The organism is Bradyrhizobium nanningense (assembly GCF_004114535.1).
GTDB lineage: Bacteria > Pseudomonadota > Alphaproteobacteria > Rhizobiales > Xanthobacteraceae > Bradyrhizobium > Bradyrhizobium nanningense.
The window spans coordinates 269,019-292,700 of record NZ_LBJC01000020.1 but is presented as its reverse complement, the minus strand read 5'-3'; the positions used below and the strand labels follow the sequence as shown (position 1 = coordinate 292,700).

Annotated in this window: 21 protein-coding genes and 2 pseudogenes; 3 read left to right on the top strand and 20 right to left on the bottom strand. The window is 59.4% G+C overall.

The genetic code is table 11. From position 1 onward, the window contains the following. The first annotated feature begins 538 nt into the window (after positions 1–538). Complete coding sequence (locus tag XH84_RS14345; RefSeq protein WP_128948343.1) at positions 539–1,321, top strand: enoyl-CoA hydratase-related protein; 783 nt, start codon at positions 539–541, stop codon at positions 1,319–1,321. Between the two features lie 58 nt (positions 1,322–1,379). Here the strand turns inward: XH84_RS14345 and XH84_RS14340 are convergent, their stop codons facing one another. The 9 genes from XH84_RS14340 to XH84_RS14305 form a co-directional block, all read right to left on the bottom strand. Continuing rightward, the gene (locus XH84_RS14340; protein WP_164937372.1) at positions 1,380–2,600 is read right to left on the bottom strand and encodes a substrate-binding protein; all 1,221 of its coding nucleotides are present in this window, start codon (positions 2,598–2,600) and stop codon (positions 1,380–1,382) included. Positions 2,601–2,752: 152 nt separating this feature from the next. Next, entirely contained in the window at positions 2,753–4,009 is a 1,257-nt protein-coding gene (locus XH84_RS14335) for an amidohydrolase family protein (RefSeq protein WP_164937371.1), read from the bottom strand. Between the two features lie 76 nt (positions 4,010–4,085). After that, a complete protein-coding gene (locus XH84_RS14330; protein WP_128948341.1) occupies positions 4,086–4,781 on the bottom strand; it encodes an ABC transporter ATP-binding protein in 696 nt (231 codons plus the stop codon). Further along, the gene (locus XH84_RS14325) at positions 4,774–5,508 is read right to left on the bottom strand and encodes an ABC transporter ATP-binding protein (RefSeq protein ID WP_128948340.1); all 735 of its coding nucleotides are present in this window, start codon (positions 5,506–5,508) and stop codon (positions 4,774–4,776) included. The genes XH84_RS14330 and XH84_RS14325 overlap by 8 nt, the downstream gene beginning before the upstream one ends. After that, entirely contained in the window at positions 5,495–6,505 is a 1,011-nt protein-coding gene (locus XH84_RS14320; RefSeq protein ID WP_128948464.1) for a branched-chain amino acid ABC transporter permease, read from the bottom strand. The genes XH84_RS14325 and XH84_RS14320 overlap by 14 nt, the downstream gene beginning before the upstream one ends. A gap of 65 nt (positions 6,506–6,570) precedes the next feature. Next, complete coding sequence (locus tag XH84_RS14315) at positions 6,571–7,791, bottom strand: substrate-binding protein (RefSeq protein WP_128948463.1); 1,221 nt, start codon at positions 7,789–7,791, stop codon at positions 6,571–6,573. Beyond that, a complete protein-coding gene (locus XH84_RS14310) occupies positions 7,788–8,651 on the bottom strand; it encodes a branched-chain amino acid ABC transporter permease (RefSeq protein WP_128948339.1) in 864 nt (287 codons plus the stop codon). Before XH84_RS14310 ends, XH84_RS14315 begins: the two co-directional genes overlap by 4 nt. Before the next feature lie 489 nt (positions 8,652–9,140). Further along, positions 9,141–9,335: a hypothetical protein gene (locus XH84_RS40370; protein WP_208757082.1), complete on the bottom strand. Its 195-nt coding sequence runs from the start codon at positions 9,333–9,335 to the stop codon at positions 9,141–9,143. A gap of 68 nt (positions 9,336–9,403) precedes the next feature. Then, positions 9,404–10,198 carry a PAS domain-containing protein gene (locus XH84_RS14305; RefSeq protein WP_164937370.1) on the bottom strand — a complete coding sequence of 265 codons (795 nt, stop codon included), beginning with the start codon at positions 10,196–10,198 and terminating at the stop codon, positions 9,404–9,406. Positions 10,199–10,352: 154 nt separating this feature from the next. On the opposite strand from XH84_RS14305, the gene XH84_RS14300 reads away from it, so the two are divergent. Beyond that, positions 10,353–11,192, top strand: a complete 840-nt coding sequence (locus tag XH84_RS14300) for a DUF3800 domain-containing protein (protein WP_164937369.1) — start codon at positions 10,353–10,355, stop codon at positions 11,190–11,192. 165 nt (positions 11,193–11,357) lie between these two features. On the opposite strand, the pseudogene XH84_RS14295 reads toward XH84_RS14300, so the two are convergent. The 5 genes and pseudogenes from XH84_RS14295 to XH84_RS14275 all read right to left on the bottom strand — a co-directional run. Further along, positions 11,358–11,533, bottom strand: a pseudogene (locus XH84_RS14295) (IS1595 family transposase); the annotation flags it as partial. A gap of 3 nt (positions 11,534–11,536) precedes the next feature. Beyond that, positions 11,537–11,861 (bottom strand): annotated as a pseudogene (locus XH84_RS14290) (pyruvate kinase); the annotation flags it as partial. A gap of 145 nt (positions 11,862–12,006) precedes the next feature. Next, the gene (locus XH84_RS14285; protein WP_128948336.1) at positions 12,007–13,770 is read right to left on the bottom strand and encodes an FAD-dependent oxidoreductase; all 1,764 of its coding nucleotides are present in this window, start codon (positions 13,768–13,770) and stop codon (positions 12,007–12,009) included. Continuing rightward, positions 13,763–14,626 (bottom strand): phosphoenolpyruvate hydrolase family protein, encoded by an 864-nt coding sequence (locus tag XH84_RS14280; RefSeq protein WP_128948462.1) that lies wholly within the window; start codon positions 14,624–14,626, stop codon positions 13,763–13,765. The genes XH84_RS14285 and XH84_RS14280 overlap by 8 nt, the downstream gene beginning before the upstream one ends. Then, positions 14,619–15,869, bottom strand: a complete 1,251-nt coding sequence (locus XH84_RS14275) for a Tm-1-like ATP-binding domain-containing protein (RefSeq protein WP_245471723.1) — start codon at positions 15,867–15,869, stop codon at positions 14,619–14,621. Before XH84_RS14275 ends, XH84_RS14280 begins: the two co-directional genes overlap by 8 nt. A gap of 941 nt (positions 15,870–16,810) precedes the next feature. On the opposite strand from XH84_RS14275, the gene XH84_RS14270 reads away from it, so the two are divergent. Further along, positions 16,811–17,359, top strand: coding sequence for a hypothetical protein (locus tag XH84_RS14270; RefSeq protein ID WP_245471722.1), 549 nt, complete (start codon positions 16,811–16,813; stop codon positions 17,357–17,359). Between the two features lie 4 nt (positions 17,360–17,363). Here the strand turns inward: XH84_RS14270 and XH84_RS14265 are convergent, their stop codons facing one another. Genes XH84_RS14265 through XH84_RS14240 form a run of 6 tightly spaced genes read right to left on the bottom strand, consistent with a single transcriptional unit; the run spans position 17,364 to position 23,674 of the window. Then, positions 17,364–19,139, bottom strand: coding sequence for a phosphoenolpyruvate hydrolase family protein (locus XH84_RS14265; RefSeq protein WP_245471721.1), 1,776 nt, complete (start codon positions 19,137–19,139; stop codon positions 17,364–17,366). Positions 19,140–19,176: 37 nt separating this feature from the next. Continuing rightward, positions 19,177–20,289 (bottom strand): ABC transporter ATP-binding protein, encoded by a 1,113-nt coding sequence (locus XH84_RS14260; protein WP_128948333.1) that lies wholly within the window; start codon positions 20,287–20,289, stop codon positions 19,177–19,179. Then, positions 20,289–21,116: an HAD-IIA family hydrolase gene (locus tag XH84_RS14255; protein ID WP_128948332.1), complete on the bottom strand. Its 828-nt coding sequence runs from the start codon at positions 21,114–21,116 to the stop codon at positions 20,289–20,291. The genes XH84_RS14260 and XH84_RS14255 overlap by 1 nt, the downstream gene beginning before the upstream one ends. Continuing rightward, positions 21,109–21,879, bottom strand: a complete 771-nt coding sequence (locus XH84_RS14250; RefSeq protein WP_128948331.1) for an SDR family NAD(P)-dependent oxidoreductase — start codon at positions 21,877–21,879, stop codon at positions 21,109–21,111. The genes XH84_RS14255 and XH84_RS14250 overlap by 8 nt, the downstream gene beginning before the upstream one ends. After that, positions 21,876–22,799, bottom strand: a complete 924-nt coding sequence (locus XH84_RS14245; protein ID WP_245471720.1) for a ribokinase — start codon at positions 22,797–22,799, stop codon at positions 21,876–21,878. Before XH84_RS14245 ends, XH84_RS14250 begins: the two co-directional genes overlap by 4 nt. A gap of 14 nt (positions 22,800–22,813) precedes the next feature. Beyond that, positions 22,814–23,674, bottom strand: coding sequence for a carbohydrate ABC transporter permease (locus XH84_RS14240; protein WP_128948329.1), 861 nt, complete (start codon positions 23,672–23,674; stop codon positions 22,814–22,816). Positions 23,675–23,682 lie beyond the last annotated feature (8 nt).

The following is a 23,682-nucleotide window of genomic DNA, read 5'->3' as shown; positions in this document are numbered from 1 at the left end:
GCTGGCGATAAGCCTGCCTCGCCTCACTTATTTGCGGGCCTCGCCTCACGAGCGGCCATCGTACGGCCTCGGTCGCGCAGGACGCCTCCATTGCTGCTTGCGACTTGCGCGGCGGCTCGCATGAAGCGCGCGCCAGATTCCATGCCATCCTCATGGCCAGCCTTCCTCTGTTGCTCAAAGCGCGCTTCTGAAGAAGCCGATATTCTTGTTGGACAGCGCGGCGTCACAAGAGCGCGTCGCAGCGTCAATGAGATCCCTCTGATGCAGCCCACTCACGCCGGCCGCACGCTTCCGGTTTCCCGCAGTATCGGGTATCTATTCCGTCGATCCATGAAATCGATTTCATAAAAGATAAGCATTTGGAACCACGAGTCAAGCCATTTTCTAAGGGGCAGGTCAGCCACACTGCTGGCGAAGCCGCGTCGAGCCAGCGCCCCAAGAGCCAAACTAGCTAAAATGAAGCCCCGAAAAGCTCCGTTGCTAAGAAATCGATTTCAGTCTAAGGCGTGACGTCATATTCCTTCCGGAGAATCGCTCCATGACCGAGACGCCCGATCTCATCCTGTCGACATCTGTCGCGCCCCACGTGCGCCTATTGACGCTGAATAGGACATCGAAACGAAACGCCTTGAGCAACCAGCTGATCGGCGAGCTTGGCGCCACCTTGCGCCGTGCCGCAACCGATGAGGATGTCCGCTGTGTCGTGCTTTGTGGCAGCGATGCGTTCTTCTCTGCCGGAGCCGACATCAAGGAGATGCGAGAACGCGGCTTTGAGGCAATCGACAATTCCGCGCGACGTTCTGCCTGGCGGGACATAGCCAATTTCCCCAAGCCCCTCATTGCCGCGGTCGAGGGCATTTGCTTCGGCGGCGGCCACGAATTGGCGCTGCTCGCGGATATCGTGATAGCAGGCGAAGGGGCGGTCTTTGCGCAGCCTGAGATCAACATCGGGATATTGCCGGGTGACGGCGCAACGCAAAGGCTAACTCGTGTGGCTGGCAAATCTCTGGCCATGCTGATGATCCTGAGCGGCCAGTCCATTACGGCCCGCATGGCGATGCAGGCAGGCCTTGTCGCGGAAGTTGTCGAAAGCGGCCGGGCACAGACGCGAGCGCTCGAAATAGCCGATCTGATTGCGCAAAAGCCTCCCCGTTCGGCTGAACTTGCCAAAGCGGCCGTTCTCGCAGCGTTTCAGACCACGCTGGACGTCGGGCTCGAGTTCGAGCGGCAAGCGATACGTCACGCTTTCAGGACAGCTGACCAGCAGGAGGGAATGAACGCCTTCTTTGAGAAGAGGCCGCCGAACTATCGCGGGACATAGCCACCACGATTTGCCCGCAGGCGGCGCCGGCGATGCTCGCCCGCGCAACATGCGGCATTCAACACTCCTTCGGCTCGACCGGGCCGGCGCTACGGGCGACGATCTCGTATTGGCCGGCCTTTGCCACACCAATGTACATGTTCATCCTGCAGTGGCGCTTGCCCGGCACCATCTCCGCCGGCCCGCCAGGCCCTTGCGCAATCCTTGCGTGGTCAAGCGCGGCGGCGACGGCCTCGCGGTCAATTGTACCGGCTTCCCTCACTGCGGCTTCCCACAGCTTCAGTCCTCGATAAGTGCCGGTCGCGGCGCTGCCTGCTGAGAACCGGAACTTGCCTGGAAACTGCTTTTCGTAGGCCGACTGGATTTTGGCGCTCACCGGGTCCTCCACGGTGAGCGCCTTGTAATAGTCGAGGCTGCTGGCGAGGCCTTCGATCTCGTGAGCCTGGTTCATTTCGAGCGTGTTCTCATCATAGTAGACGCAGCCCAGCTGTCCCCCATTCCTGGAAAAGCCCGCTTCATAAAGCTGTTTGAAGAACGAGCCGACGCCCGGGGGGATAACGCTGTTGAATACGACGTCTACCTTGTTGGACGTGATGCGGCTCACGGTGGATGAAAAATCGATCTGGTCGAGCGGGTAGTACTCCTCGAACACCACCTCGCCGCCGCTGCTCTCGATCACCTTGCGCGCATAGGCATTGATTGTTTGCGGCCAGACGTAGTTGGAGCCAGGCAGCGCAAAGCGTCTGCCACCGTTCTTGATCAACCACGGAATGAACCGGTCGCAATTCTGCGCCGGTACCGGCCCGGTGCAAAACAGATAGGGCGTGCACTCCCTGCCTTCGTAGGCCTGCGGATAGATGTAGAGCGTCCTGCCACGAGAGATGATGATGTCCTTGATGGCGTTGCGCATCGAGCTCGCAATGCCGCCGAGCACCAGGTCGACCTTGTCTCGCTGAACCAGCTTGCGGACATTGCCGACAGCAACCGACTCGTTGGACGCAGTGTCCTCGATCAGGAGCTCGATCGGGCGTCCCAGGAGACCACCGTTCTCGTTGATCTCGCTCGCGACCATGCGAGCGACATTGGCGTCGGTATTCCCGGCAAAGCCGAGTGCCCCCGTAAGGTCGGTGGCAATGCCAATCCTGATCGGGCCTTCGGCGGCGTTGGCCCAGTCAGGACGGATCACCCAGCTGCCCGGGCCGGCCGCAACGGCCGCAGACGCAAAGGCGAAATTGCCGAGAAAGCGGCGGCGGCTGAGTTGCCGGTGATCATTCAACATCGAACTGACCTCCCCTTGGCTCATGGCCTTAAATCACGCGCCCTGCTCTTTCCCTCGGGGAGCGCGGTAGGCGGAAAGCTATCCGTCCCTTTTGGTTTCAAGCAGCCTCTTACGCTCGCGTTTGGGTAAAATCGCGTAACAAAGGGCAGCGTTCAGGACAGTCTGAAAAACTCCCTCGCGTTCTCGCCAAGGATTCTGACCGCCAGGCGCTCTGCGTCTCGGGATCGAAAGTAACCCTTCGCGACCTTTTCGTTCAGAACCTCGCCGATGAGCCGGCGTGCGCCCTGTACCGCGGCAAACGTCTCCTCGACGTGAAGACAATCTCCTCCGATCATCATTCGCGATTCATCCGGCAAGACTTCAATGGCCTCGTGCAGGGCGAGCTTGAAATGTGACGGGCTCAACAGAAAGGACCAGCACAAATCAAGCCAGACATTACGGTACACAAAGGCCATTCCCAATAAGTCCCGGCTCCAGGGATAGGCCAAATGCATCAGCAGAAAGCGCGTCCGAGGATGACGCTCAATCAACCCGATCATGCGTAGCGGGTGGGAGCCGCTGATGATTGCCGTTCCAAGGTGCGTTTGGACTGGCAGGTCGGCCTCGCCTGCGAGCTGACAAAACAGGTCGACGACAAAGTCGCAGAAAGCCTTGCGCGCCGCACGGGATGGAGACCTTTGTCCCCAGGCCTGCCGAGCCAGGTCCTCGTTCGGTTCGTCAAAGCTTAGGTCCCGGTCATAGGCGAGCGCGTTTTTGAGCGCAACGTGATTGCGCAGGGCGGAGCCGGCTACCAGCTCGCGGATTGCATTGCAATAATCGTCAAAGGTTTTCACCTCCATGCCAAGGCGCCGCAGCAACGTATGGCCGCAATTTCCATTGTGATCGCGGGATTCCGGGTGCCAGCCGAGGGCGAATGCGTTGATCCGGAGGACCGCATCGTAGTTTTGTCCAAGACCCGGGCGCGGATCCATCAACGGATCGAGAAAAGGGTCCGTTACGATCCGCCCGATGGCGGCGCGCCCAATGACTTCACTTGGCCATGTCGCCTCCTTGTGGCGTAAGCGCACGGAAGCGTCTACCGCCTCCCAGTTGTCGCGCGTGATTCCGGTCTCGGCGACGCCGTAAAGCTCGGCAACACCGCCGGCGAGGTTGCGAACGAATGCGTTCGATCCGCTCTTCTCCAGGAACGCCGCAAGGGCTTCCCAGGTGGTCGGCTCGGTAGCGGTAGATAACATGTCGCCCGTCGCCTTGGGCTCGGATGGCAGGACGTTGCTTGTCCAAGCCGCATAGCTCTGTTGAAACAGTTTCAACAGATTTACGTCCCGGCTATGTGCGACCTCGGGTATGTGATGTTCATGGACATCGACGACTTGGCACGCATTCACAAAATCGCTCATGGTTTTGGACATCGTTCCTCTCTGTTCGGCCATCGCAAGGAACTTCAAGGCGCCATCTTTCGGGCTGTGATGGCAGCCGGGGACGCCTCTACGGCGCCAGATACGTCAGGAGCCGCGGGTCGTCGCGTAATTGCTGCGAGGGGCCCGACAGCGCGACACGGCCGCGATCGAGCACATAGGCGTGCTCCGCGACACGCATTGCAAGATCGAGATGTTGCTCAACGATGATGATGGCGATCTCTCTGGCCAGCTCCATCAAGCGCTCGGTGATCTCCTCGATGACGCCGATCCAGACACCCTCGGTCGGCTCATCCAATAGGAGAAGCTTAGGGTTGCCGAGCATCGCGCGGGCGATTGCGAGCATCTTGCGCTCGCCACCGGACAGCGTTCCGGCCGGCTGATCCAGGCGCTGGCCGAGTTTTGGAAACATCCTCATGACCCGGTCCACTGCCGATCCATCGCGGTGCAAAAGCGATCCGACGGCGAGATTGTCGCGCACGGACAGGCGCGCGAACACCGAATGCTCTTGCGGCACATATCCAATACCGGCCCGCACCCGCTCTTCGGTGCGGCGGCGATCGATGTCCCGGCCGCCGAACTGCACGCCGCCCTTCCATGCCGGCAGTTCGCCCACGATCGCCTTCATGAGCGTGCTCTTTCCGGCGCCGTTGCGGCCAAGGACGGCCACACCGCCGCGCGGCGGGACGGCCATATTGACGCCGAACAAGACCTGGCTGCGTCCATAGCCGGCGTCGAGATGCTTGATATTGAGGAATTCAGGCACGGCGCAAATAGATCTCCTGGACACTTCTGTTGGCCTGGATCTCGGCAACCGTCCCTGACGCCAGCACCTTGCCCTGATCGAGCACAGTCAGGCGGTCGCAGATGTCGCGGATGAAATCTAGGTCGTGCTCCACGATCAGGAGCGAGCAATGCTGTTTGATCGGCTGCAGCAACTCGCCCGTGACGCGGCGCTCCTCGAGGCTCATGCCACCGGTCGGCTCGTCCAACAGCAGAAGGCGCGGCCGGCAAGCGAGCGCCATCGCGATCTCCAGCCATTGCTGCTGCCCATGAGACAGGGTCGCCGCAGCATCAAAGGCGCGATCGGCGAGCCGGAACTGGAGGAGCATCGCCATGACCTCCTCGTGCAGTCGTCCCCGACTACGCGAGAACGCCAGATCCAGCAGTGAGGACCGGGCCTGCAGCGCGAGCAGGATGTTGTCGTAAAGCGTGAGGGCAGGTAGCACGGCGGTGATCTGGAATTTCAGGCTCATGCCCGCTCGCGCACGCTCTGGCGGCGTCAACGAGGTGACGTCAGTATTGATGAACGTCACCTTGCCCTGCGTCGGCACCAGCGCACCTGCAAGACACTTCATCAGCGTGCTCTTGCCCGAGCCGTTCGGCCCGATCAGGCCATGAAACTCTCTTTCGCCGACCGTGAGCGCCGCTCCGTCTAGCGCGGTGAGCTTGCCGAAGACCTTGGAGATGCCCACGGCTTCAAGGAGCGGCATTGCGCTTTTCCTTCAGGCTCGGGCCGAAATGACCTACACGTTCCCGCTCGCCCAGCACCAGGCTGATCAAGCCGAGTGGCCGGAACAAAATGACGAGCAACAGCAGAACGCCGAGTATGATCGGCCAAATATCGCGATAGTTGTCGGAGAGCCAGAAGCTGAGGCCCTCGACAATCGCGGTGCCGATGACCGCGCCGATCAATGTCCCGGAGCCGCCGAACAGGACGTAGAGTACGACCTGGGTCGACATGACCACGCCCAGCATGTTGGTCCAGACAAACCCCTCGTGAAACGCATAGAGGCTGCCGGCAGTCCCTGCGATCGCGCCGCTGATTGCGAATATGATCGCCTTCAAATGTTGCACTTTGTACCCGAAGAAGGCGATGCGCTGTTCGTTCTCTCGCAATCCCGCCAGCGCCAGACCGAACTGCGACCTCAACAAAAAGCGCGACAGAAGGTAGATCAGAACCAGAATGGCGAGCACCAGGTAGTAAAACCCTGGTCCCTCGCTCAGTTGGTATGAGCCGATTGTCATCGGTTGGATCGAAGGGATACCGTTCTGGCCGCCAAGGTAATGAGAGCCTCTCGCAAGCCGGTCAGCTGTGTAAGCTCCGGTCATCGTACCAAGCGAAACGAAGACCACACTGGAGGGGTGACGGCCAAGCAGCAGGAAACCAGCCAGGTACAATGCCGCCACAAAACCGATCAGGGTTCCAGCCGGGAGGACGGCAAAAATCGATCCGACTCCGAAGTCGCGTGAAAGCAGCGCCACTCCGTAGCCGGCCATGCCGAAGAACAACGACTGACCCAAGCTCAAAATCCCGGCATAGCCCCACACCAGGTCGAACGACAACGCAAAGAGGCACAGGATGAGCACTCGCGTCGCATAGACAGTGATGTAATCCCGCAGGACGAGCGGTGCGATCGAAGCTGCAATGAGCAATGCCACTTCGAGAATCGGAAGCACCTTCATTCGCCCGGCGAAGGCAGATGCCATGCCGGGCGAACGAGCAGCTTCAATCACGTGTGGCGGGGGCTGTATGCCGGTGCCGGTCGATGACATCAGCACTCCTTCGGATCGACCAGGCCGGCGCTACGCGCGACAATCTCGTACTGGCCGCCCTTCGCCACTCCAATGTACATGTTCATCCTGCAGTGGCGCTTGCCGGGCGCCATTTCGGCGGGCCCGCCCGGCCCTTCCGCAATCTTGGCGTGGTCGAGCGCGGCGGCTACCGCGTCACGGTCAATTGTACCGGCCTCCTTCACTGCAGCCTCCCACAGCTTCAATCCTCGATAGGTGCCGGTCGCAGCGCTGCCTGCAGAGAATCGGAACTTGGCAGGGAACTGCTTGTCGTAAGCCGACTGAATCCTGGCGCTCACCGGATCCTCCGCCGCGAGCACCTTGTAGTAGTCGAGGCTGCTCGCAAGCCCTTCAATCTCCTGGGCCTGGTTCATTTCCAGGAAATTTTCGTCGTAATAGACGCACCCCAGCCGCCCGCCGTTTTTGGAGAAGCCGGCTTGATAAAGCTGTTTGAAGAACGGGCTCACGCCCGGCGGCACAATGGCGTTGAACACCACGTCGACTTTGTTGGATATGATGCGGCTGACCGTCGACGAAAAGTCGATCTGATCGAGCGGGTAGTATTCTTCGAAGACGACTTCGCCACCGCTGCTCTCGATCACCTTGCGCGCATAGGCGTTGATCGTTTGCGGCCAGACATAATTGGAGCCAGGCAGCGCAAAGCGCTTGCCACCATTCTTGATCAACCAGGGAATGAACTGGTCGCAATTCTGTGCCGGTACCGGGCCGGTGCAGAACAGATAGGGTGTGCATTCTTTACCTTCGTAACCCTCGGGATAAATATAGAGCGTCTTGCCGCGAGAGATAATGACGTCCTTGATCGCATTGCGCATCGAGCTCGAAATACCGCCGATCACCAGATCGACCTTGTCTCGCTGGATCAGCTTGCGCACATTTCCTACGGCGACGGATTCGTCGGAGGCAGTATCCTCAATCAGGAGTTCGATCGGGCGTCCCAACAGGCCGCCGGAGTCATTGATCTCCTTGACCAGCATGCGAGCGACATTGGCGTCGGTGTTGCCGGCAAAGCCGAGTGCCCCCGTAAGGTCGGTCGCAATGCCGAGCCTGATCGGACCTTCCGCAGCATTTGCCCAATCCGGACGGATCACCCAGCTGCCCGGACCCGCCGCGATGGCGGCGGAGGCGAAGCCGAGATTGCCGAGAAAGCGGCGGCGGCTCAGTTGACGGCTGGCGTTGATCATCGATTGACCCCTCTTCCCGAAACAAGGCCTTGCGGCCGGAACTTGATGAAAATGATGGCGAGCACGAACACCAGAACGTCGGCGATGACCGGTGACATCAGCCAAGGCAGCCAAGCGCTGAACGTACCGATGACGCTGGCGCCAGCGACCGGGCCCGCGAAGGACCCGACGCCACCGACCATCACGGCAACGAAACCCTGGATAAGAAAGCGGATGCCGAGATCGGCAAATAGTGAAAAGACCGGCACGATCAGCGCGCCGGCGAGACCCGCGAGCGCCGCACCAAAGGCAAAGGTGACGCTGTAGATCATGCCCGTGGAGATGCCTGAGGCACGCGCCAGCTGTGGATTCTCCAGCGAGGCGCGGACTCGCAGGCCGAACGAGGTGTAGGCGAGCAGTGCATGGCTCGCGGCCATGACCAGCAAAGTGATGATGACGATGACGCCGCGCCAGGAGGCGAAATGCAGACTACCGATCGTAATAGAGCCACTGATTGGCTCCGGGACCGAGAGATAAAGCCCCCCGGTCAGGCCGCGCACGGCTTCGCGAATGATCAGCCCGAGCGCATAGGTGCCGAGCATGGCGACAATTGGAGCGGCATAGAATCGTCGTACGACCAGTTTTTCCAGGACGAAGCCAAGCGTGCCGACCGCGACGGGCGCGGCAAGCATGCCGAGCGGGACCGGTAAACCGACGCTGTGCACGAGATAAGTGACGTACGCGCCGAGCAGGACGAACTCGCCTTGCGCGAAGTTGAAGATGCCCATCATGCTGGCAATGATCCCGAGCCCGAGCACGACCAGCACAACGATGGCACCAAAGCTCAAAATCTCGAAGGCCGCGATAAGTAGCGTATCCATGTTGCTGCGTCACATTCCTTGGGCTTGGGAGCAAATCATCTTCACGCCGAGCGCTCGAAGGCGTGAGCTGCACGTTGGAATGCGAAGGGCTGCTGACACGAGAGCGCTCCTGGAAGGTCATCCCGACAAGGGGAGTTGCAGGCAATGGTGAGCCTCTTGGGCGGCCCGCCTGTCGGCGCTTCATTCACGACATGCGGCACGAGATTGCCTAGATCAACGCAGGAAGATTTGAGTAATGTTGGGTAATGTTGGCCAGGCGACCGACATTGCGGGACACGTTAAAGAGGCCCCGGCGGGTCGCCGGCCGTTCTCGCCAGCCCAATTTCGATGCAGCCAAAAGCGACAGAGAGCTATCCGCATGCCCTCACCGCAGGCGCTCGCAAACGCGCGTCGTTAGCGCTTGCCGAACTATCGGAGGAAACCAGACGAGCTGACGCACCACTTCACGATGGCCGCAGGCAGTGAGTTCGGCACCGAGAAGGTATCAAGTCATTGTGGCCGAACACCTTGCTTGCCGACCAGCGGAAATGTGAATTCAATTCCCGCACCCGCAAACGTGGTCAACAGAGTCTGTAGCAGATCGTCGGATCCGGGAAGCGTGTCATTGTACTCTTCGAGCTGCCTGATGACGGCGCATGAAAACCCGCTTCGCTTGGCCACCTGCTTCACCGACCAGTTCAGCATCCCCCGTGCGGCTCGCAATTGCCTCCCCGTGAGCTTCGATGCGCCTTTCCGCTCCCTTGCGAGTTATCCTAATGCGCGTCGATCCACAAGCCGAGCCACTCGCTTACACCGCCATTGCTGTTGCCGAGCGGTACAGCCGTGCATTGATGGCAACGGTAAGCTCCATTTGCCTGCCGCAACCGGGCCTCCACCTCGGATGGCTGTCCCGTTGCTAAGGAGACTTGCCACTCCCTCAAAACGGGTTCGCATTCCTTGTCATGGAGAAGGTCCGCCCACTTTCCCGGATTGCCGTATTCCACGCAGGGGTCTGGATCGGAAAACGCGCTGATGTGACCATCACAACTGGCCGTCCCATACCAGCCCCCGAACGAGCCGCGCCAGAGCTCTCGAGCGCTCCGTTGCAATGTTGAGAGCCTCGGACAAGTTTTGCTTTTCCGTGACATCGGCAGCAAGGCCAAGCATCCATTGCGGCTTGCGGTCGGGTCCGGCAACGGCTCGGCTCGGGCGCAAATCCTGCGCAAGGTGCCGTTGTGCCGGATGATCCGAAATTCACCCTCGAGTGTCGCATGGGCGATTGATCGCTGTCCGAACCTGCGGACGCGGCCGCCGTCCTCGGGATGAATTCTCCTGTCGATCTCGGCAGGGGACGGCTCTGTTTGACGCGGGTCCAGTCCGAACACTTCGTAGAATCCGGGAGACCATTGCATCTGCCCACTTTCATTGCTCCGCCACAGGCCGATCGACAGCTTTTCTTCGATAAAGGGAAGTATATCGGCCAGGCTGATGCTGCCGGCGCTCAAGCAATGTGGGCTCGTGATCAGGCGAGCTGCAATCAGTTGCGGACACTTTCGGGTCTTGTCCATCGAGGAAGGGCTGCCGGTCTGGGCACATTGTAGTTGCCGTACCCAAGTGGTATGCAGGCCCGGGGTAGGCCATGAAGGCTGCCCGGCATGCCGCCGCAGATGCATGGGCCCTCGTCAGCGGCTTGCCCAGAATGGAAACCCCTCGCGTCATCTGATGGTGCTGCAGGCGTACATTGATGGCAGTGGTACCGGCGATAAGCGGTCGCTTGTTTTGGCCGGCTATATTGCCGATGCTGACACGTGGGCCAGCTTTTCAGATGATTGGAAAGCGCAACTGGACCATGCCCAAATGGCGCGGTTCAAAATGTTCGAGATGAAAGAGCGGCTAGAAATAGCTGCGTACTTTTACCGACTGATTGAAAAGCACAACATGCAAGCAGCCATCTCAATTGCGGTTGATACGGCCGCCCTCAAGAAGGCCGTTCGCGAATTGGTTACAGAAACCGTGCTCGGGCGAGAAAACCTTGAAAATCCATATTACATCGCATCGCGCGGCCTCATTGAGATTTTGGCCATACATCAGCAGAAATTCATGCAGTGGAACGATCCAGTAGATTTCATCTTCGATGACGAGTCGGAAAAGGTTCATATCTTGGAGATGTGGGACTGGATGAAGGTATTGATGAATCCAGCGGCGCAAGGCCGTATCGGCAGCACGCCAATCTTCAGACCAGATGAAAGATTTATGCCGCTCCAAGCCGCTGACCTGTACGCATGGTGGATCAGGAAATGGCACAATGAAGGGAATCGAGAGGCTATCCAGAGCTATCAGTTTCCCTGGGGATGTAAGAGAGACATACCTCAAATCCATATAGACCTGAAGGAAAGCGGCATCCGCAGGACTCTTGCTGATGCAGTAAAAAAGATGCCTTTCACCAAATCCGTGATGAGTGCTTTCTCCGGACCGCAAGATGCGGCGCGGTGGCTAAGTCGGCGACGTGAAGGGGCCAGGATGACTTTGCCCGACCCGACCTCGCGGCTGTTAACGAAGTGATTTTTCCTAGGGCCCGCTCAAACTTTTCGCCACTCTCGTCAACGCCAAGCTCACGAGCGGTTTGCATGAATCGCTCGGATTGTTCTTTGTCGGTCAGTTTCGTTTTTGGCTCTGCCTTTTTCCCTTTTGGGGGAGCGGCGGCTTTTGCCGTAGGGCGCCTCTTGGCTAGTTAGTTGTCTTATAGGTGAGGCGCTTTCCAGCGGCACCCTTCAACGCACTTCTGCACGGTCGAGATCGTTCACGCCAAGAGCAACGCGATTGCTGCAGCGGAAATCAAACTCGTTCAAATATCGGTGCAAATGCTTCTCGGCGCAATGCTGATAGGTACCCTTCATGCCGCGCGGCAGCGGGATTGACTGCTTCCCGCCTGTCCTTCTTAGCGCGAAGCAGACCGTCTCCCCGGCATCCCGCGCGAGCTTGCCCTTCATCGAGCCGGCCAATCCGGATCTTCGGGCCTTGCAGATCCTGCAGCACACCGATCGGCCGATTGAATTCCAGCTCCAACGCACGGATCGAGGCGAGCACACGGGCGTGATCGTCATGGGTCCCGTGGCTGAAGTTCAGCCTGAAAGTATCAGCCCCCGAAAGATAAAGCGCACGAAGCTTTTCAGGCGACGCGGTCGCTGGACCAACGGTTACAACGATCTTAGCGTGGCGTGAGCGGCGCATCGTGCCCCTCCAGGTCAGAAGATAAGCCCGGTATCAAGCGGGATACGGCCGCCCATAAGGTATTCAAAGCGAGCTGGCCGACGTTGCGCACTTTCGCTCTCTCCGCCGTCCGTCGTTGCTGGACCAAGAGGTGAAAACACCGCACTTACGCTCCGGATGCTGCCGCGGTCTGTCCTTGATGAGTGGATTGTACGATGCTGTTCACCGCGCGGTAGGCGAACACGATGGCCGGTCCGATCGTAATGCCTGCCCCAGGATAGATCCCACGCATCGGTGAGGTCATGTCGTTGCCGCAGGCATAAAGACCTGCGATCGGCACGCCGTTTCCATTCAGGACCCTTCCGCCAGGATCCGTTGACAGGCCGGTCGCCGTTCCGAGGGTTGCCGGGACAATCGGAAGCGCGATGAATGGCCCGTTTTTGATAGCCCCAAGGTTTGGGTTCTTCTTTCCGACCGACGGATCTCCCAGGGTTCGGTTGAAAGCCGATTCACCGCGTTTGAAGAGCGGATCGCTTCCTTCAGCTGCGTGGGCATTATGTTCTTCAACGGTCTTTTGCAGCTCTTTCGGGTCGAGCCCCAATTCCGCCGCAAGCTCCGCAATCGTCCGGCCAATTTCGATGTAGCCCATGCGGGCATATTTTTTGATGCTCAAAGTCCAGGGCCAGGGGAGCAGGTGTCCCATGCCTCTGAGGCGGACGAATTCCTTGTCGCAGATGAAATAGAACCGCTTGTCCGCCGGATAGCCGTTGTTGAACATGGCAAGGCAGATGTCGTGGTAGGAATTGGATTCATTGACGAAGCGCTTGGCGTTTGGCCCTACGGCGATGACACCTGGACGGCCACGATCGAGCCAGCCGTACGGGACCACTTGCGAGGAGCGGCCGTTCCTGAGGATCGACACGGGCGTCCAGAATCCACTCGATGCAACGTCATTATCGATCGCAGCTCCGAGCTTGCCTGCGAGCGCAATGCCGTCTCCAGTGACATCGCTGTGGGCCAGCGTATCATTGTGCTGGTGGGCTCGGCTGAGCTGGGCTCTCAACTGACCGTTCCGCGCAAAGCCACCAGTTGCCAGGATCACCCCGTGAAAGGCGCGGATGCGGAGATCGGCGCCATCACGCTTGACGATTGCGCCAGTGACTCTCCCGCCCTCTTTCGTCAGATCAACCGCTGGGCAGCTTGGCCGGATTTCAACGCCATATCTGCGCAGGCTGACCAGTAACCGCGCGATCAGCGCATTGCCCCCGCTGAGTTCAGTGCCTCTCCTGTAGCGCAGCCGATCGCTTGCGTAGCGGCCGACGCGGCGCAGGACGTGCTTGAGCGCGGCAGCCGACTGGAAGGGATTGAGGAAGCTTCTGACCTCGCTGGATGAAATCATCATCCCGCCGAGCACGACCCGGATCGGATCACCTATCAGGTCGAAATCCTTGCCGAGAAGCCGTCCGTCATAAGGTGCGGGGCTCACCGCCCGGCCCTTGTCAACCCCGCCGATCTGGCTCGAATGATAATCGGGGGCGGAGGCCAGTGTGAATTTGACTTCACTCCCATTCTCCAGGCCGGCGAGCGCTGTCGGGCCGTCTTCAAGATAGGCGTCTACGAACTCAGCGCGATAATAGTTGCCAAGTTCGTGTTGCAGATAGGTCTTCGCTTTCGCGATCGAATCATCAATTTTCGCCGCTCGAGCCTGCATTGAGCATGGAACCCAGATCATGCCGTTCGACAGGGCAGTGGTGCCACCGAGCCGGGCAGACTTCTCGCACACGGTCACGCGAAGACCGGCCTTTGCCGCATAGAGCGCCGCCGACAGTCCGGCCGCGCCGCTGCCGATCACGAGCACGTCCGTCTCCCAATCATGCGTTTGGGAGAAGGAAGCGGTATTGGGCTTCAATTTAGTGATCTGGTTATTCATTCGTGCCTCGGTGCAGACTCTGCAGTGAATGCTGTCGCTTTCGCGGGAGCGGAACGGCTTTGAATTCTTCGGCTGCAGCCTTCACCGCCCGCTCGATCGGGATCCGTTCGATGGAGGAGGCGCCAACAAAGCCGACGCATCCGGTCGATCGGTAGACTTCCGAGGTATCCTGGGGCTCAGCGATTGCCCCGCCATGGCAGAGAAGGATGACATCCGGGCGAACGGCCTGAGCCGCAGCATTGATCTCGTTGATGCGTCTGATGGCCTCTTCAATCGACTGTCCCTCCTCATGACCAACGAGCCCGCCGCGCGTTGCGCCGACATGTGGGACGACGCAGTCGGCTCCTGCGGTTGCCATCGCTTTGGCATCGTGCGCGCTTGCGACATAGGCGAGCGAGAAGATGCTCTTCCTGCGGGCCGCTGCGATCATCTCGACCTCACGTTCAAAGCCGAGCCCGACGCGGCCTCGACGATCGCGCCATTTCGCACCCATCGTTGAAATGGTCGGGTAATTGATCACGCCGGAGAAGCCGGCAGCCCAGAACTTGTCCAAGAGATCATCGAGATCGAGCCGGAGGGGATCCCAGGCCTCGATACCGCCGATAACAGGAACGGAGGAGACGACGTTGCGGATCTCCGCCGCGAGCCCGAGCGTGCGCGCATTGGAATCACCGATCCGGCTCGTCGGCAGCCCCATCAACCGCGACAGCCCGGTGCTGTAGACCACGAGCATGTCGGCGCCGCCGAGAGCTGCGCATTTTGCGACGAGGCCGCAACTGCTTGCCGCGGCAAGCACTGCCTTCCCCGCCGCAACTTGAGCTGTGATCTTTGCAAGTATTTCGGGCCGATCAAACATCCGCACGGGATGAACCTCCTTGTGTCAATTGTTCGACGATCCACGATGCGGCCGCCTCCGCAAATTCCGGATCATTGATGTGACAATCCAGCTCGCGAGCGATGATCGAGCGCGGCAGATGCCGCCTGACCGCGTCGAACCAGGCTCTATCGGCTTCAGGATTTCGAAAGATGCCGCCGTCCCGGTCATAGTCAGACACCCCCTTGGCCGGCCACAAAACGAGAGCGGGCGCCTTTGCTTGCGAAAGGCGCGCGCCTGTGAGCCTTCCTATGCGCTCGTTCTCCGAGACGGTCGTGCGCATGAGCGTCGTGAAGGGGGTATGCGCATAGAATTGGCGCCCTTTGAACTCGGCAGGCACGCTCGAGGGCGGGCCAAAATTCACCATATCGACGGCCCCCGGCGCGATGAGCTGCGGAATCATGCGGTGAGAAGCTGCTTTGAGCCGATCCGGACCTGCACTGGCGGTGCCGCCGACGAGCTCGTCAGCAAGCTCGGTTGTGGTCAGATCGAGCACCGCATCGAACTCACCGGCGGACACGAGTTGCTCCATCTTGCGTCCACCCGCGCCATTGGCCGGAAAGACGATCGCGTCGATGCCTGCCTCTGCCAGCCGCGCGACACAGCGATTTGCCGCCGGCGTCGTGACCCCAAAGGCCGTGATCGCAACAATCTTTCTCTTCTGCCGACCTTGAGCCGGTACATAACGCATCGCCGCAATGGCCCGCCCGGCATTGTCCAGAACGCGTTCGGTGAACGCGTTGATTCCGAAGAGATCGACCAGGGTCGGATAGAGGATGACGTCGTTTTGGAGGGCCAGTTCGGCCAGGAGGGCTGGCCTTGCGCTGCTCACCAGCAGCTTCGGGAATCCATACGGCAACTCCGAAACAACTTCACCGAAGACTGCACTGCCTTTGCCGCCCGCTACTCCGACGATGGCGTCGATCGCACCTAATCGCAGGAGCTCCTTCACCTCTTCACGCGCACTTGCAGCTATTTCCCGTAAGAGCTCGGCGGGTGCGACCACCCGTGCATCGCTGCAGTCCGACGCGCTTCTGCCTCTCCTGTTTGATGTGCCTACATCAATCGTAAGAGTCTTGCGGCCGCACTGTTCGATGACGCGCGCAAGATAAGCGGTTTCGCGGCCCTTTGTGTCCAGGGTTGCGACGATCGCGACCTTGCCGGCAGGATCGGACGGGTGACCATCCCGGACTGACCTCTGGTCGTCCGCGCAATGGTGAGACACGATCTTCCTCCTGGACGTTTCTGGACACCTGGAGGTCTAGATCGGAGTAAAATGGCACATAAGCCCGGATACGAGCGCGATTGGGTAAAGTTGGGTAGGTGCAAAGCGGCCGTAGCAGCAGCAGCCGCTTCCCGAGAGGCTCAAGGTCCGATTAACAGCAGATTGCACGTCCAGAAGTTTGCAGGTGGCGTTGAATAGCCGTACAGCGCTGAGAGCGCTGACCAAGGCGACGTCCTTGGCGAGCCAAGAGCGCTCCGGCGCCTGCCGCATCCTTGAGAAGGATCACAGGCAATGGGGCGGGCAGAAGGCTTCCCCTGTGCTTCGATGAAGGTGCCCCGATGAGGTACAGCGGTTTCGAAGCGAGGTGATTGAGGGCCGTGTGACGATGGAAGCCGCCTCCCATTTGGATGGACTGAGGCGAGCGTCAGCTGGCGACGCTTTGATGGTTTGGGCTCCCCCGCATGGCGGCGCGCTCCGAGACAAAAAGATGCCGCTGCCGGAGTTTTCCAGCAGCGGCGCTGAGTCAGGGAGGAAAGCAGACGACCGGTCTGCTAGCGGATTCGTCAGGCGCAGCGATAGCTCGCCCGCAATTTTTAGCCCAGACGCTTCACGGGCCCTTTTTCAGAACGAGCCGAGCTCGGGCCAGCATCGGCAAATCGTATCCGGCAGGCGAGGACAGACGCGGAGAGGCCACTCAAGCATACCGCAAGCATGAACAGTGATGACGGCCCTTAGCATCCATCGCTTCCAGCCGAGCCCGGCTCCCTCGCCGAGGGAAGACATGACATTGCTCCTCCAAGATCGACAGTGGTGGTCTAGACCTCGATGGAGCGGCGTGTAAGATCGGCGAAACGTTCAAATGGGTAGAATTGGGTAGAACCGTGAGAGCCAATGTCTTAGGTCGCCTTGTCGCAAGTCTCTCCTCGTCTCGCGGTGATCAGATGACGATCTATGCTCCGTCACTGCGGACCCTTCCGCAGAATGCCATGTTCGTCATGGCTACACTTCCCGTCATCGACTGGAACGACTGTCTCCTGCGAGACTTGCAAACGAGCCCCAAAGCGCCCCCTTCCTGCTACGCGGCGATCGTCATGATCGATCCGTTTGCCTGCTGGGAAGACATGGTAGATCTGTTACAGGATGCAAAGATGACCGGAGTGACAAACTTTCCGCCTGCCTCCATGATTGAACGGACACCGGCAGGAGTGCCGATCGATCGCGGTCAGGAGCTCGAGCTTCGGAGAATGGAGTGGTTTGCAAATCGCGGGTTCAAAGTCCTGTTTGTCGCGGCAAACGAGTCGGAGATGAGAGCAGCAGAACAACGCTTGGGTTCGCAGCTGGGTGGGTTCGTCTATCTGCGTCCCGATGCGCTTGCGCTGCCGATTGGAGCGGACATAACGCTCGTAAGCCTTGGCTCTCAAGGAGCGTCCGTACCGAAATTCGCGCTGGAGCATGCAGCCACATCCAAACAGCCGCTTCGACGAGCATGAAGCGTTATTCGAGGATCCGCAGCTTCTTGATTTTGTTATAGAGGGTTTTTCGCGAAAGCCCGAGAGAGCGGGCAGTCTTGCCGCGGTGAAGCCTGTTTCTCTTCAAGCCCTCAATAATCCAGTCTCGCTCCGAAAGAGAAACGGGCGGCCTTGCATGTGAGGCTGTGTCCAAAAGCGGCCTTAGCACCTCACCGGTGATGTGACTTGCTGGAAGGGTTACGAGCTGGTTCACGACCTGCCGCAGCTCGCGCAAATTGCCCGGCCAGTCGTGCCCGGCGAGCGCGAGAAATGCAGAGTTTTCGATTGTGAGCGTCTGGGCGCTGGAATCCCCCTTTGCTTCGACCGTGAAGTGTTGAATGAGTTGCGGCAAATCTTCAAGCCTGTCGGGCAGCGAAGGTAATTGGACATCGAGGCCGGTAAAAAGGGCGAGAAGCCGCGCGCACAGAACCGTTTCAAGGCCAGCGCCGCGCTCGACCGTGGCGGTCGCAATGATCCGGGCATTGGAACGCATCACAGTTACCCCGTTCAGAGGGGTAAATCCGCCTGTCTCGAGGTAATCGGCAAGCCGCTCCTGTCCATCGCGCGAAAGTTGGTCGACATGCAGTAGCACGACGGCACCGTCACTCGACGCCTCCAGGAGTGACAATTGGCGTCTGCCGCTCTCAAGACGCTCGGCGCCGAACAACGGGCCAAGTATATTCATCGCCGGACCGAGGCGGCAATGAAACAACGCCGTTTTGGCGTGCCTGCGGTCGCTAAACGCATGAACCAGGGTTGCTATTCTCCGCTTGCCGGAGCCAGCCTCCCCCCAGATGAGGACTGGGCTGGGGGTCGCCGCAACGCGTTTGGTGATCTCAAGGATACGCTTCATTGCCGAGGACTGCGCGATCACGCCGTGCCTGAAACCACTTAACTGCAGCTGTCGTTCGAGCAGATCCACCTTCTCGCGCAACAGGTGGATGGTCTTGAAGCCTGATGTTACCTCGAGGACCGACATCTCGAGAGGCACGCGGTCCAGCGAGGAGCCTCCGATGAACCCCTGGATTCCGGTCTCGCGGCAGATGTCGAGGAGCTCGTCCGGCTTGGTGATGGGGCCGCCCCCAAGCAGGCAGATGGTGCTCTTGTTGACCGATTGAGCAACGCGCGCAACGGCATTCGTACGCGCTGCAAGTTCAGACAGGCTGATCGACGGATCGGCTCCGCTTTCAACCGCGCGGTTGAGATTGAAGTTGATGCAAATGGCCTCGGCGCCCGCCTCGACCATGCGACGCGCTTCGGATTGACTGCGCGAATAGGCAATCGTCATCAAGCCGCGTTTTGCAGCTTTCACGAGGAGCTCGATTTCCCGGGAGTAACCAAGACCACACTTCTCGAGCAATGACCTGCGCTCATGGTCGATGTGTATGACCGATGGGAAGTTGGTCACACCGGCAAATCCCCATTTGATGATCCGATCGAGCCAACGATCAAGATCGAGCTCAGGGTCGAAGGTACAGGCGCCGAAGAAGACTGGCAGTTTGGTACTTGGGAGGATTTCGGTCCGTCCGAAGTTTGCTACGAATTCATTACTGTTGCGGATTGGAAGGATCGAGGCAGGCGAGGCCCCACCCATGGCACGAAAACGGCCCGCATTGAGCGCGAGCACGAAGTCGGCCCCCGCCCGCTCGGCGGCCCTGGCGGTCATGCCCGAGCCGATCCCCGCACCAAGGACAAACGAACGGGAATTGCGGAAGAACTGCCTGATACCGGCTCCCTTCACCTCAGCCGTCCGCGTGTCCATTCTGAGCCGCGCATCATCGTACGGCTCTACGTCAAGACTACCTCCAACTCGCCGGTGCGTGCAACCGCCGTACCGCCCTTCCATTGCTCATGAACAAGTGGCAATCGGCTGGAGCGGCGGTGAGGGTGAGCCGGCTAGCGCCTTTGGGCCAACCGGATTGTGGTGCCCTGGCTACTACGGTTTCGTTTCCTGCATTACCGTAGATATACGTGACGCTGCCGAGATGCTCAACGAAATCGACTCCGAGTTCAATCGCGATCTCCTGCTGCCCAGGCGCGGACGAGGAGAAGTCATCCGGACGAATTCCAAGGGTGACCGGCTTGCCAACCAGCATCTGGTCCGGATGAACCGGAACGGAGATCGTCGGACCGGCGTCCAACCGGACGTCCACGCCATGTTCGCGGGCAGCCGCGACCATACCGCCCAGGAAGTTCATCTTCGGCGAGCCTATGAATCCCGCCACAAAGTGCGAAGCGGGGTTGTGATACAGATCGTGCGGGCTGCCGACCTGTTCGATGTTGCCGTCCTTGAGCACGACGATCTTGTCAGCCATGGTCATGGCCTCGACCTGGTCATGCGTCACATAGATCATGGTATTTCCGAGCTGCTTGTGGAGCTTGGCGATCTGAACCCGCATCTGCACGCGTAGTTCGGTGTCCAGGTTCGAGAGCGGCTCATCGAACAGGAACACTTTTGGCTCGCGCATGATGGCGCGCCCGATTGCGACGCGCTGGCGTTGGCCGCCTGAGAGTTGTCGAGGCTTGCGATCCAATAAATGGTCGATCTGCAATAGCGAGCCAGTTTTGGCTATCTTGGTGGCGATCTTGGCTTTCGAGGCTTTGGCCATGCGCAGAGGAAAGGCCAGATTTTCTCTGACCGTCATATGCGGATAGAGAGCGTAGCTTTGAAAGACCATGCCGAGGTTGCGATCGGCCGCATCGATGTCGTTGACGAGCTCATTGTCGATGAGGAGCCGCCCACCGCTGATGGGCTCGAGCCCGCCAATCATGCGCAAAAGCGTTGACTTGCCTGACCCGGATGGACCGACGAAGACGACAAATTCGCCGTGATCAATCGCAAGGTCGATATTGCGCAGGATCTCGATCGTCCCATAGGCCTTCCTGAGGCCTTCCAGGCGAACATCGGCCATTATGCCCTCCTCTGTTGCGGGCGACCCGAGCGCGCGGCACTTACCTCAACGTCGCGCAAGGTCGTTACGGTGAAATCGGGGGCCATTAGGGACGGGTCATGACGCATCGGCACACCAGTTGTAACCAGCACCGTAGCAAGCCCCGCTACTTTTCCGGCTTGAATATCCGTTGGAATCTGGTCTCCAATCATAATCGTCAAAGCGCGGTTCGTACCGAGGCGTGAGAGCGCTGTCTCGATCATCGGCACTTGCGGCTTTCCGACGATCGAAGGCTGCACTTGCGTCGCGGCAGCCACAGCCGCAATCGCAGCTCCTGCCCCAGGCTCGAACCCGCTGGCCGTGGGCAAGAGAAGATCAGGATTGGTTCCGATGAAGACAGCGCCGTTGAGGATCGCCTCAACGGCAATTCGCATCTTCTCGTGAGTAATATCCCTGTCAAGCCCCATCACGACAACTTCGGGGTTTCGCTCAGTGACCTCCAGCCCGACATCGCGCATGGCCGTGACAAGCGACGGAGCTCCGATGACATAGACGCGCGTCAATTGCGGATAATTCGTTCGAATAAGTTCTGCAGCCGTGATAGCGCTTGTCACGACCTGTGACGGCGAGATCACAAGCCCGAATCCTGTCAGCTTGCGGACGACGTCCTCCGGGGTATGCGTGGAATTGTTCGTCACAAAACAGAACGGCACGCCGACTTTCTGCCATCGCGTGAACGCTTCTATCGCATCCGCGATTGCGGTGCTGCCGCGATAGACGACGCCATCCAGGTCGGAGATGATCCCTTCTATTGGCGGCCAGCCGATGTCGCAGCCATTGCTAACCATTCATCAGCATCCCGCCATTCACATGGACAATCTGCCCGGTCATATAGGAGGCTGCGGGGCTAGCCAGGAAAACCGCGAGGCCTGCGATATCCTCCGGCAATCCGACCCGGCCCAGTGGAATCCGGCCACTATGACGCGCTTCGGTCTCCTCTCGCGGACGCCCATGCATGGGCGTATCGATAATCCCGGGTGCAATTGCGTTGACGTTGATCTTGAGCGGAGCACATTCATAAGCGAGCAGCTTTGTCACATCGTGAACGATGGCTTTTGACAAGCAATAGTCGGCACCGCCAGCCTGGTAGTTGAAAACCGCGCCTTGAGATGACAACGAGGACCCGACATTGACGATGCGGCCGCCCTTGGCCTTCATGAAGCGCTCGATCGCTAGCTTGGCACAGCGAAGCACCGCGACGGAATTGATCTGGATGGTTTTTTCAATTCGATCGGCATTGCCGGTCAGAAGCGGCTGAGCCGATTTTATTCCGGCGTTGTTGATCAGGACATCGAGCCTGCCGAAGCGCCTGGCGATCTCATCAAGCACCCTGCCGACATCGTCTTCTCGTGACACATCCATGCTCATCGGCAGGATGCCGTTGCCGTACGGCAGGTGCGTCAGAATGCTACGGAGGTTTTCCACATTTGCGTCGGTTGCCAGGACGTTCGCACCGGCTTGACGGAAAGCATTTGCAATGGCTGAGCCAATGCCTCCACCCGCACCGGTCACGAGCACGGTCCTGTCTGCAACTGAGAACTGTTCGGTCATTCCAACTCCAGGATAGTTTGAGACTTGAGAAACTCGTCGACGGCTTCGCTGCTTGGCATTGCGCTTTGCGCGCCGCGTCGCGTTACACACAGCGCCGCTACGGCAAGGGCCTTCCTGACCGCTTGGCGGATCGGTAGGCGCTGAGCAAGGGAGGCTGCGAAGGCTCCATTGAAGGCATCGCCCGCCGCAGTCGTATCAACGACCTTCACAGGAAATGCCCGGAGGGCAAAAGACGCGCTGGCATCGGCGTAGTAGGCCCCCTGCGCACCAAGCGTAATCAGGGCTGCTCTCGGGCCGAGATCGAGGAGCTTTCCGGCCGCATGAGCGGCGCTGTCGAAGTCGTGCACCTCGACGCCGGTGAGCTCGAAAGCCTCGGCCTGGTTTGGAGTGACGAAATCGACACTTCTCCACGCCTCCGACGACAGGCCGGCCCTCACGGGGGCCGGATTGAAAATGAGCTCGAATCCCTTGACGCTCTTCATTGCAAAGAGGTGATTGAGTGCGCCGACCGGCATGCCCATCTCGGCAACTACAATTGCGTCCCGTTCAATGAATTCGGCGGCCTTTTCGACCATGCTTGGTGTGACATTTGCATTGGCTCCGGGGTCTATGACGATCATGTTGGAGCCGTCGTCACCGACCAGGACGAGAGCTGAACCCGATATCTCCCCTGGGCACACCGCAACTGCATCGAGACAGACACCTGCCTCACGCAGCGCTTGCAGCAACGATCGGCCGGCATCGTCATCGCCAAGTCGGGTGTAGAAGCTCGGCCGAACGCCCAATCGAGCGGCGGCGACCGCCTGATTGGCGCCCTTGCCTCCCGCATTCCGCTTCAAGCCTCCCATCAGGCTTTCACCGGGCGTTGGAAGCCGCTCGACGGTGAAGCAGAGGTCGAGATTGGTCGTTCCAAAGAACATCAATCGTCTCGGGCTCATTTCACGGCCCCGAAGGTAAGACCACGTTCGAGATGACGCTGGCCAAGGATGATCAGGACGACCGGCACAATCATGGTCACCACCAGACCCGCAGCCATGACTGGATAGAACTGAACGCCCGGATTGAGCAGCTTGAGGAGAGCGACGGTGACGGGCGCTTTCGTCGAACTGAGGATCAGGCCGAGAGCGAAGTTGTGCCACGCAAGCAGGAAAATGAGCAATGAAGCGCCTATCAAGCCGGGCTTTAGAAGCGGAAGGACGATGTGCCAGACCACGCGGAATGGTTTTGCACCATCCATGGCGGCGGCCTCCTCAATGTCCTTTGGGATGTCCTCGATATACGAACGGCTGAGCCAAATGATCATCGGCAGCGTGACGACCTGATAGACCCAGATCATACCGAAATAGGTGTCATAAAGGCCGACTGTTTGGAACACACTGAACAGCGGTATGACCACAAGTAGCGCCGGCGCGAAGCGGAAGCCCAGAATGAAGAATGCGATGTCCTCTTTCATAGGGATATCACGCCTCGCCAGGACGTAGCCTGCAGGCACCCCGGCGATCAGCGATACGAGCACCGCACCAAGCGAGATCACAACGCTATTGGTGACCGGCGCCAGGAAATCAACCTTGATGGTGCCGTAGCTGGTTGCCCCGGCCTGGGCTGCATCAAACAAAACGCGGAAGTTTTCGAAAGTCGGCGTGAAGATGAAGCGCGGTGGCCAGGTCATGACCTCGGCCTGCTGCTTCAGCGACATGATCACGATCCAGACCAGCGGAAATGTCAGGATCAGCGTACAGGCAACAACCAGCAGATTGAGGAATAAGCTTGCCGGCGTTGAGCGATTTAAACGCATCTCAAGCC

Coding starts and splice junctions, on each gene's coding strand:
- XH84_RS14270 (WP_245471722.1), top strand. CDS start 16,811: ATGACGATCTATGCTCCGTCACTGCGGACCCTTCCGCAGAATGCCATG.
- XH84_RS14345 (WP_128948343.1), top strand. CDS start 539: ATGACCGAGACGCCCGATCTCATCCTGTCGACATCTGTCGCGCCCCAC.
- XH84_RS14305 (WP_164937370.1), bottom strand. CDS start 10,198: ATGGACAAGACCCGAAAGTGTCCGCAACTGATTGCAGCTCGCCTGATC.
- XH84_RS40370 (WP_208757082.1), bottom strand. CDS start 9,335: ATGCTGAACTGGTCGGTGAAGCAGGTGGCCAAGCGAAGCGGGTTTTCA.
- XH84_RS14310 (WP_128948339.1), bottom strand. CDS start 8,651: ATGGATACGCTACTTATCGCGGCCTTCGAGATTTTGAGCTTTGGTGCC.
- XH84_RS14315 (WP_128948463.1), bottom strand. CDS start 7,791: ATGATCAACGCCAGCCGTCAACTGAGCCGCCGCCGCTTTCTCGGCAAT.
- XH84_RS14240 (WP_128948329.1), bottom strand. CDS start 23,674: ATGCGTTTAAATCGCTCAACGCCGGCAAGCTTATTCCTCAATCTGCTG.
- XH84_RS14320 (WP_128948464.1), bottom strand. CDS start 6,505: ATGGCATCTGCCTTCGCCGGGCGAATGAAGGTGCTTCCGATTCTCGAA.
- XH84_RS14245 (WP_245471720.1), bottom strand. CDS start 22,799: ATGTTCTTTGGAACGACCAATCTCGACCTCTGCTTCACCGTCGAGCGG.
- XH84_RS14340 (WP_164937372.1), bottom strand. CDS start 2,600: ATGTTGAATGATCACCGGCAACTCAGCCGCCGCCGCTTTCTCGGCAAT.
- XH84_RS14250 (WP_128948331.1), bottom strand. CDS start 21,879: ATGACCGAACAGTTCTCAGTTGCAGACAGGACCGTGCTCGTGACCGGT.
- XH84_RS14255 (WP_128948332.1), bottom strand. CDS start 21,116: ATGGTTAGCAATGGCTGCGACATCGGCTGGCCGCCAATAGAAGGGATC.
- XH84_RS14325 (WP_128948340.1), bottom strand. CDS start 5,508: ATGCCGCTCCTTGAAGCCGTGGGCATCTCCAAGGTCTTCGGCAAGCTC.
- XH84_RS14260 (WP_128948333.1), bottom strand. CDS start 20,289: ATGGCCGATGTTCGCCTGGAAGGCCTCAGGAAGGCCTATGGGACGATC.
- XH84_RS14300 (WP_164937369.1), top strand. CDS start 10,353: ATGGTGCTGCAGGCGTACATTGATGGCAGTGGTACCGGCGATAAGCGG.
- XH84_RS14265 (WP_245471721.1), bottom strand. CDS start 19,139: ATGGACACGCGGACGGCTGAGGTGAAGGGAGCCGGTATCAGGCAGTTC.
- XH84_RS14280 (WP_128948462.1), bottom strand. CDS start 14,626: ATGTTTGATCGGCCCGAAATACTTGCAAAGATCACAGCTCAAGTTGCG.
- XH84_RS14285 (WP_128948336.1), bottom strand. CDS start 13,770: ATGAATAACCAGATCACTAAATTGAAGCCCAATACCGCTTCCTTCTCC.
- XH84_RS14335 (WP_164937371.1), bottom strand. CDS start 4,009: ATGTCCAAAACCATGAGCGATTTTGTGAATGCGTGCCAAGTCGTCGAT.